This window comes from Pseudomonas sp. P5_B2 (assembly GCF_056400445.1).
Genome location: NZ_JBFULH010001494.1, coordinates 1 through 545, shown reverse-complemented (window position 1 = coordinate 545; position 545 = coordinate 1). Strand labels below are relative to the sequence as shown.

Genomic DNA, 545 nt, shown 5'->3' with positions numbered 1-545 from the left:
ATGACGTGCTGGTCAACGCCTGGTACAGCGCTGAACGCACCCAGCTTGGCCAGTTCTCCGGCGAGTACCTGTTGAACCGCGTGCGTTTTCTGAAACGCAAAGACGCGCCCATCGAATACAACAACTTGCAGCAACTGCACACTTATCCGATTGCGATCGTGCGGGGCTACGCTTATTCGCCGGAATTCGATGGCGACGTGTCACTGCAGAAAGTCCCGGTGCATAACTTTGCAATGGCGGTCCGTATGGTGGCGGTGGATCGGGTCAAGTTGACGCTGGAGGATGAATACGTCGCCCGTTACTACTTGGCGCGCGAATCATCCAAAGTGCGCAATTCGGTTGAATTTTTGCCCAAACCATTGAGCGAGAACAGCCTGCACATATTGGTTAGCCTGAAGAACCCGCAACACGAAAAGATTGTCGCCGGTTTTGACCGTGAGATTGCCGAGATGAAGGCGGATGGCAGTTATGCGCGGTTGATGAAGCAGCATGGTATGTGAGCCTGATCCAAGGTTTTGGGTGTACTTGATGGCCCCTTCGCGAGC

Annotated in this window: 1 protein-coding gene; it reads left to right on the top strand. The window is 54.1% G+C overall.

The features are described from left to right. Nucleotides 1-500 (top strand): substrate-binding periplasmic protein (locus tag AC1DRJ_RS32020; protein ID WP_477805616.1); only part of this gene is annotated, 500 nt, incomplete at its 5' end. Nucleotides 501-545: the final 45 nt, after the last annotated feature.